Annotated in this window: 6 protein-coding genes; all 6 read right to left on the bottom strand. The window is 64.7% G+C overall.

Going from position 1 to position 7,824, the window contains the following annotated elements; all coding sequences use genetic code 11:
* Positions 1–795: 795 nt before the first annotated feature.
* The 6 genes from RE027_RS15290 to RE027_RS15265 all read right to left on the bottom strand — a co-directional run bounded on the left by RE027_RS15290 (position 796) and on the right by RE027_RS15265 (position 7,795).
* On the bottom strand, positions 796–1,143 hold the full coding sequence (locus tag RE027_RS15290) for a cupin domain-containing protein (RefSeq protein WP_368809134.1): 348 nt from the start codon (positions 1,141–1,143) through the stop codon (positions 796–798).
* On the bottom strand, positions 1,140–2,417 hold the full coding sequence (locus tag RE027_RS15285; RefSeq protein WP_368809133.1) for a flavin monoamine oxidase family protein: 1,278 nt from the start codon (positions 2,415–2,417) through the stop codon (positions 1,140–1,142). The genes RE027_RS15290 and RE027_RS15285 overlap by 4 nt, the downstream gene beginning before the upstream one ends.
* Positions 2,418–2,963: 546 nt before the next feature.
* On the bottom strand, positions 2,964–4,301 hold the full coding sequence (locus RE027_RS15280) for an MFS transporter (protein WP_368809132.1): 1,338 nt from the start codon (positions 4,299–4,301) through the stop codon (positions 2,964–2,966).
* Positions 4,302–4,549: 248 nt separating this feature from the next.
* The gene (locus RE027_RS15275; protein ID WP_368809131.1) at positions 4,550–5,626 is read right to left on the bottom strand and encodes a proline racemase family protein; all 1,077 of its coding nucleotides are present in this window, start codon (positions 5,624–5,626) and stop codon (positions 4,550–4,552) included.
* Positions 5,627–5,919: 293 nt separating this feature from the next.
* On the bottom strand, positions 5,920–7,329 hold the full coding sequence (locus RE027_RS15270; protein ID WP_368809130.1) for a purine-cytosine permease family protein: 1,410 nt from the start codon (positions 7,327–7,329) through the stop codon (positions 5,920–5,922).
* Positions 7,330–7,534: 205 nt separating this feature from the next.
* A complete protein-coding gene (locus tag RE027_RS15265; RefSeq protein ID WP_368809129.1) occupies positions 7,535–7,795 on the bottom strand; it encodes a hypothetical protein in 261 nt (86 codons plus the stop codon).
* Positions 7,796–7,824 lie beyond the last annotated feature (29 nt).

Below are 7,824 nucleotides of genomic sequence, written 5' to 3'. Positions count from 1 at the left end.
CACGCACCGTCGATCAGCAACCCGGTGGGGGTGGCGGCCAGCACCGCGGCGATGCGGTCCTGGACGGAAGGGGAGGGTCGGGCCTGGTCCGTGATACTCATGTTGTCAGCCTTTCTGGTCGACGCAGCAGGTCACCCGGTCGTTGGTGCCTCGCGGCGTGCTTCAGCGGTGTGGTGTCGGACGGGCGGGCAAAAGTGTTGAGCCCGCCGGTGTCGCTTCGTGATCCGGCAAGGATCTGCCGTGGGCGAGAGCGTGTGGTGTTCCGTTCCTTGAGCGGCTACAGCGACTTCCTGTCGATGCTGTTGCGCCATGTCCTGATGGGTCGTGGGGCCTGTCCGTGATCAATCGCTCTCGGGTCCCCGGCAGTATGGGCAGTCCATTGAAGAGGAGCCGTCAGAGCAGGTATCAGCACTGAAAGCGAGCTGTTTCCGCGGATCGAAGGTGCGACGTGGGGTCATGGCGCGTGGTGCTCCGGGAGCAGGTCGCGTCGGAGCGGTGACGGTTTTCATGCAGGGTTCTCCCTCGGTGTTCACTGGCCGGGCGGCAGCCCCAGGACTCCACGTCGGGGGTGGCGTCGGCGGTGGCGTCGGCGACGGTCGTGACCACCACGCCGGTGGTCGGGTCGAGAACCGCGAAGGGTCTGTTCCCGGATGCTGTGGCCCTCTGTCTGCCGATGAACGGCCGGTGGGATACGCGGTGTCCAGCAGCGTTTCAGACCTTGTAGTGGTCATGGGTTCTCCTCCGATCCGAGGACCTCGTGCGAAGTGTGTGACGTTGCCCGGTCCGCGTCTTGGCTCAGGAGTCGGTAAAAATAATTGCGTAGGACTTCACGATGGATTCCTCCACGATCCAGCGGCCGGTCCATCCGTCTTCGAGGACGACGACGGTGTTGGGTTGCAGCTCGATGGCCTGGCCGTTGTCGTGCACCAGTCGGCCGCGCCCGGCGTCGATCGTGATCAACTCGGTGCAGCCTTGACGGACGGTGGTGAACTCACCCGGGCTTGCCTTCCAGAGTCCTATTTCTGCGCGGGTGTTGTGGTGCAGCACCAAGGTGCTGGTTTCCGGGGCGCCGGCGATCACCCTGGACTGTTCGATGGGCTGGGCAGCAGGCCAGTCGGCGCTGCGGATGAGCATCGTTGTCATCGGAGGGCCTCCTGAGGAGCCGAGCGGGAGGCGCTCAGTTGGTGGGTGACCCGTTGAGCCGCTCGTTGGCCGCTGCGGATGGCGCCCTCCATGAGACCGGTGTACAGGGCGTCGCTGTACTCCCCGGCGAAGTAGACGTCACCGACCGGCTGCTCCAGCATCTCTCCGTCCTGGGCGCGGACGTGAGGTGAGTGGGCGGAGTAGGCACCACGAGCCAGCGGGTCGGTGGACCAGTCGGTCACCAGTGCCGGCAGGTCCGTGTTGAAGGACAGGTCTGGGCGCGCTGCCCGGGCCGCCTCGGCCCATCGAGCGGGCCCCTCATGCACAGCCGCGGCTTGCAGGGCTGCCTCCGAACCCATGAATCCGTTGAGTACCGGGGCGACCTGGCCGCTGGCGTCGACGGCGGTCCAGTTCCAGAACCGTCCCTTGACGGACATGGTGGCGCTGGTGGGCGCCACGGCGCGTAGGGGGAGATGGAGTTTCGCTGCATGGCCCTGCAGCACCCGGTCCAGTACTGCCTGCTTCCACTCCGGCACGGGAAGCTGCACCGTCGTGCGGTCACGGATGATCGCCAAGGGCAGGGCGACGACCACGGCGTCGAAGATGGCGGCTCCCGTGTCGGTGTAGACCGCCGCCCCTTCCTCCAGCTGCACCACACGACGCACGGTCTCCCCGGTGCGCACGGCACGACCCAGGCGAGCTGCCAAAGCCTTGGGCAACCCCTGGTTTCCGCCGCCGACACGCCAGCTGGGAAGCTTCCGGAAGGAGGCGATCTGGTTCAGAGCTGCGGCCGTCACCTTGTCCGATTCCACTGTGGTGGAGATCTCGATGCGGGCACGCAGGGCATCGACAATGCGCCTGTCCAGCTCCAAGCGGCTGAGCACGTCCTCGGCCGAGGGAGTTCCCGGCAAGGAGCGGGCGATGTCGGCGGCCTGTTGGCCGGCTGCCGCTACATCGTCGGTGGTGATCTGCGGAGTTTCCACCAAGGTACGGACGTAGTAGCTCATGCCCGTCTCCACCAGTGACAGACCAGTAAGGCTCAGGAGCTGGCGCATGGCGTCGTAGCCGTTCAAGACGAACTCTGCTCCACGCTCAACAATGCTGGCGAAGTCATGCCCGGTGTTCATCGCTTCCGACCACACGCGTCCGCCGACCCGGTCGCGGGCCTCGAACACGGTGACGTCGTAGCCGGCTTCACGCAGGTGGGTGGCAGCGGCCAGGCCGGCTAAGCCGGCGCCGAGGATCCCCACGGTGGGGTGCGTCGCGGCGCTCATTGGAGATCTTCCCGGCACAGCGTTGGAGTGGGAAACGGGGTGTGCATAGGTGGTCCTTTTTAGATGCGTTGGTGAGTGGGGTGCCAACCGTTACCGGATCCTCTCGGTAGCGGTGCGGCGGGGAGTGGGTTGTTCCACCTCGCCACTATTCACCGCCCGGAATCAATCGTGAGATGTGTCACGGTGCTGAGTTCCAGCGTAGGAGGGCGATTCGGCCCGGTAAATTGTTCGAATACACAGAATGCGGGGTAATTTGTGCGTTAGTACAAGGATCTGGCGGCGTCGTCTGTATCCCCTCAGATGTGACCTCTGAGCTGATGCGATACCCAAAAGGCCGAGGTGCTCTCCCGGCCGAAGATCCGCGCGGTCGACGCCGGTGCACTTGTGCTCATCACCAGCGAGAGTGAATTTCGGTGAGAAATGCCCCTCAAAGGAACTAATCTGGTTCACAACCATTTTGCCAATGAAGGATCCCACGAATTATTGCGGGTTGTTCCCCCCTGACCTGCCGTCGGTTCGCGTCGGCCGGTCAGGGGTGAACACCAGTTAGTGCGAGAAGCTGGCAGCCGTCTCGGTCAGGGTCTTCCCCTTGGTCTCGGGCGCCAGCCAGTGCGACAGGATGGCGCCGAGGAGAGTGAGTCCGGCGGCCATGAGGATGGTGGTCTGCGGCCCGTAGTTCACCATGGAATAGGGCAACAGGAACGTGCCGGCACCAGCCCCGATGCGGCTGACCGCGGTTGCGAATCCTGTCCCGACCCCCCGGATCTCGGTCGGGAAGACCTCTGCGGGGTAGATGCCGGTCAACGTGTTGTACCCGGCGTTGAAGAAGGAGAAGGCTAGGAAGCAGACCAGGACCACCCAGGCGGGTGCACCTGCCCACAATCCGATGATCGCCAGGAGCACGAAGCACAGGTACTGCGGCGGGACGGTCAGCACGCGGCGGCCGGCCCGGTCGACCAGGATCACGGTCAGGATGACGCCGGCGGTGGCCAGTGCGGAGAGCCCCACTCCCCCCCCGAGGCCTTGGCTGAGTCCATAGCTTTCCAGCACGCTCTCGGCGAAGGTGGCGATCGCGAAGTAGGGAGTGACCGCGCAGAGCCAGAACATCGAGGTGAACAGGGTGGCCCGCCAGTACCGGCGGGAGAACAGATCCGTGAACTTGCCCTTGCGCTCGTGCTCGTGCTCGACATCGCTCATGTCGGCGAAATCCAGCAGGTAACGGTGGGCCAGCCGGTGGGCCTCCTCGTGGCGGCCCTTGCTCCACAGCCAGCGCGGCGACTCGGGCAGACCGATGCGGGCGATGAACAGGATCACCGCAAGAACGGTGCTCGAGCCGAGGACGATCCGCCAGTCGATCGTGGTGGTGGTGGTCAGCGCGTAGCCCACGATGAAGGCGGTCATGAACCCGGCGTAGAAGGCGACCAGGGTCAGGCCCATCAGCCGTCCCCGCAGACGGGCGGGTGCGAACTCCGACATCAGCGGCCAGCCGACGGAGTACTCGACGCCGATCGCGATACCCATCAGCAGTCGGACCGCGAACAGCTGCCACGGTTCCTGGATGAAGAACTGTAGAGCTGAGGCGAGAACGAAGATGCCCATGTCGATCATGAACAACGGTTTGCGGCCGAACTTGTCGCCGAGCCAGCCACCGATCGGTGCGCCGACGAGGATACCGATCAGCGTGGAGGCCACGATCAGGCCCTCCCACAGCGGGGTGAAGCTCAGTTCGGTGCTGATGGTGCTGATCACCGTGCCGATGATGCCGAGGATGTAGCCGTCCAGGAACATCCCGCCAATCAGGACGGCGGTCAGCCTGATCAGGAAGCGGCGCTTGAAGGTCGTAGTAGTAGAGTCGTCGTCAGTAGCCGTTGGTGTGTTTTTCATGGAAGACACTGGTTGCTCCAAGTATTCGGGGTCGTTGAAATGGCTTCCTCCGCGTCGTCGAGGAAGAGAGTTTTTCCATGGATGGTCAGATCGGTCTCGTCGCCGTCCCGTCATCGGCGGTCGTCCTGGATCTCATGTATGACGCCCGTGGGCCGGGCCACAGATTGTTGGTTTGAGGCCAGATCCATGGTGTTCTGCCCTCGTCGTGGACCGGTCAGGACCTGTCAGCGCATGAGGTCGGAAGTGCGCTACGCGGTGGCAGTATCCTTTTGGGCCGCCCAGATGTCCCCCACGGTGAACCCGTTGGGGAAGGGGTCGTCCGCGTCGAGCACGTAGGTGCTGTACCCGGTGATCCATGCCTGGCCGCTGATGGTGGGGACGACGCCGACGCGGTCGCCCATCTGAACTTCTTTGACGAGCTCGCCGGTGTAGACAGTGCCGAGGACGCCCTCGTGCCGGAAGGGCTGGTGGAGGGGAAGCTCTCCCCTGGCGTGCAGGGCGGCCATCTTGGCGCAGGTACCGGTGCCACAGGGGCACCGGTCGAGGCCGCCGGTCCAAGAGGCGGGGTTGTCCAAGTCGATAGGACCGCTGGCGACCATCACAGCGTTCTTCCGGTCAGCGTTCGGGTTATCGGTGGGCCCGGACAGCTGAGCGATCGTGATGCCGATGCCCGGGTAGTCTGGATGTTCCACCGGAAGCTGCTCCTGGGCCGCCCCCAAAATCAGGGCCGCGATGCGGGTGATGTCTCGTCCTCGGTCCGGAACGAGGTCGAGGGAGGGGAACTGCGCTACATCGGCGATCACGTAGAACATGCCCCCCCATGCCACGTCGACGGTGACCTGACCCAGCTCTGGCACGTCGATGACGGCGTCGCGGTGGACCGAGAAGGCCGGCACGTTCTCGAAGGTCACCTGTTGCACCTTGCCGTCGCGGCAATGGGCCGTGATGCCGATCAACCCGGCGGGGGCTTCAAGATTGAACTGGGTCACCGGCTCCTGCATCGGGATCATCCCGGTCTCCAGCAGGACCGTGGCGACCGCGATGGTGTTCCCGCCACTCATCATCGGGTACTCCACCTGCTCCATGATGATGAACCCGGCGGCCGCCTCGGGGTGCTTGGGCGGAACGATCAGGTTGCAGCACAGCGGTGGGTAGCCGCGGGGCTCACGGAGCATGAGCTTGCGCAGCTGGTCGTCGTTCTCCTCCAGCCACTTCGCCTGCTCGTAGACGGTATTGCCGGGGATGTGGGGAACGCCGCCGGTGATGACGCGCATGGGCTCACCGGAGTGGGTCTCGACGGCTTGGATCATTCGCTTGACTGACATGGTCTTCCTTCGGGGCGGTGGATGACGATCTGTTGACTGGTCAGGGATACGGCAGTGCCGGCCGGGCGGCTGGTCGGCCGCAGCTCGCTGCGACGGTTGCGCGCAGCCGCTCGAGCAGATCGATGGTGAGCTCGAGTGCCGGAAGTCGCGTCCGGTGGTTCCGGCGCAGGATTTCGCGGTCCTCCCACGGGACAGATCGCCGCTCTGCCGCCGTTGGAGCGGGGCTGCCCGCAACTCTTCAATCGCGTCTGATGAACACACTTCCGGGACGGGTCACAGGATGTGGACCATGTTCATTCCACGGGCGTGCCGATCAGCTCGAGTTCCTGGTCGGATTCCGCGATGACCCGCAGTTCTTCTGCTGTGTTCTGGTTCAGGCACAGGAGCCAGTAGATGACGCACCCGACGGGGATGCCGACGAAGAACGCGATGTCGACGCCCAGGGTGGAGGCGATCGGTCCTTCGAAGGAGCCGACGTTCATGAAGGGGACCATGATCAGCAGTGTCAGCAGGTAGGCGGTGATGCCGCGCCCATTCCACAGACCGTAGATGCCGTCCTTCTTGAAGATCTCCGTCACCGAGTAGTTGCCCCGCCGGACCAGGAAGAAGTCGGTCAGGTTCACCGAGGTCCAAGGTCCCATGAGGTATGCCACGACGGTGAGCACGGTCGCGAAACTCGTATTGATGAAGTCGTCAGGGATCAGGACTGCCGCGACCGTCCCCGTGACGCCGATGAGCAGGATCGTCACGACGCGCAGTCTGCGGGTCGGTTGCACTCTCCGGATGCTGTCGAGCGCGGTGATGAGCGTCAGCGATCCGCCGTAGGCGCACATCGCCATCAGACCGAGCAGGCCGAGGCCCCCACTGACGAGCATCAGCTCGCCGAGACCGGGAAACACATAGCTGCCGGTGACCACCAGGCCGGTGATGATGCCTTCAGCGGGCAGCAGTGCGGCGCAGACCGCCCCCACGCCCATGAAGGTGAACAGGCCGAAGAACAGTCCACCGGAGGTGACCGCGATGATCGCGGGCTTGCTCGTCCCGGGCGGCATGTAGCGCGAGTAGTCCGAGACGAAGAACGCCCACGTGAGCTGGTATCCCGTCGCTGCGGAGACCACCACGAGGAACGATCCGATGTCGAACGACTGGGACAGGTCGAACAGCGCGGTGGGAATCGACCCGGTCGCCAGCAGCCCCACGACGTAGACCATGATGACCGCCACGAGGGTCACGGTGATCACGCGTTGCGCCCTGTGCAACCAGTGGTAGCCGAAGACTGCGAGGAGAGTGGCAGCAGCGCAGACGGCGATGATCCACAACTGCGATGATCCACCGGTGAGCTCGGCTGCCGTCGCACCGAGCAGGTCCCCGCCGAGAACGATGTAGCCCCAGTACACGACGATCGCCATCGCCCAGATGAACAGAGCCCCGTAACGACCGAACTGGGGGCGCGACTGGATCATCTGCGGCAGGCCGAGGTGCGGGCCCTGTGTGGCGTGGGCCGCCACCGGGATAGTGCCGAGCAGGGTACCGATGGCGAGTGCGATGAGCGTCCACCCGAGGTTGAGGCCGAGCACGATCCCGATCGCGCCGGTCGCGAGGGAGAGCAGCTGGGCGCTCCCGGCGAACCAGATGGTGGCTTGGTCCAAGAGCCGGCCCTTGCGTTCGGCCAGCGGGACGTAGTCGATCGAGCGCGCTTCCACGCGGGAGAGGACACCCGAAGTCGAGCGGAGAATTGGTGTACTCACCGGATAACTCCTTCGTTGTGGGAGGTGTGGATCGAACGCATTCGATCCACACGGGATGTGGCTGTGCGCACTCGGGCGTGGAGCTCTGCCCGGCACACGCGCCTGGTGTGCAGTGCAGGTGACGTGTGACATCCGGACTTCCGGATGAGGCCTGCCGGCACTAGGCGGGAGCGCTCCACAACTCGTCCAGTCCGACCATCTTGCGGACCCCCAGGTTCAGGTCCCGTATCCACACGACACCGAATTGAGGGGCGACTTCCTCGACCTGCGCCTGGTAGGCGAAGTGACCAGGTGGCTGCGCTGTGACCCGGTCCCCGGGTTTGATCGATGTCATGTCTGGGATCCGTTCACGAGGAGTGATCTGACCGGGCAATGGGCGCCACGGATCGTCTCCGCCGGGCTGCTCATCGAGGTGCAGCATGGACACCACCGGCCCGCAGCACCGGTGTG

The organism is Kocuria sabuli (assembly GCF_040981185.1).
Taxonomy (GTDB): Bacteria; Actinomycetota; Actinomycetes; order Actinomycetales; family Micrococcaceae; genus Kocuria; species Kocuria sabuli.
This window is presented reverse-complemented; position numbering and strand designations above follow the sequence as displayed.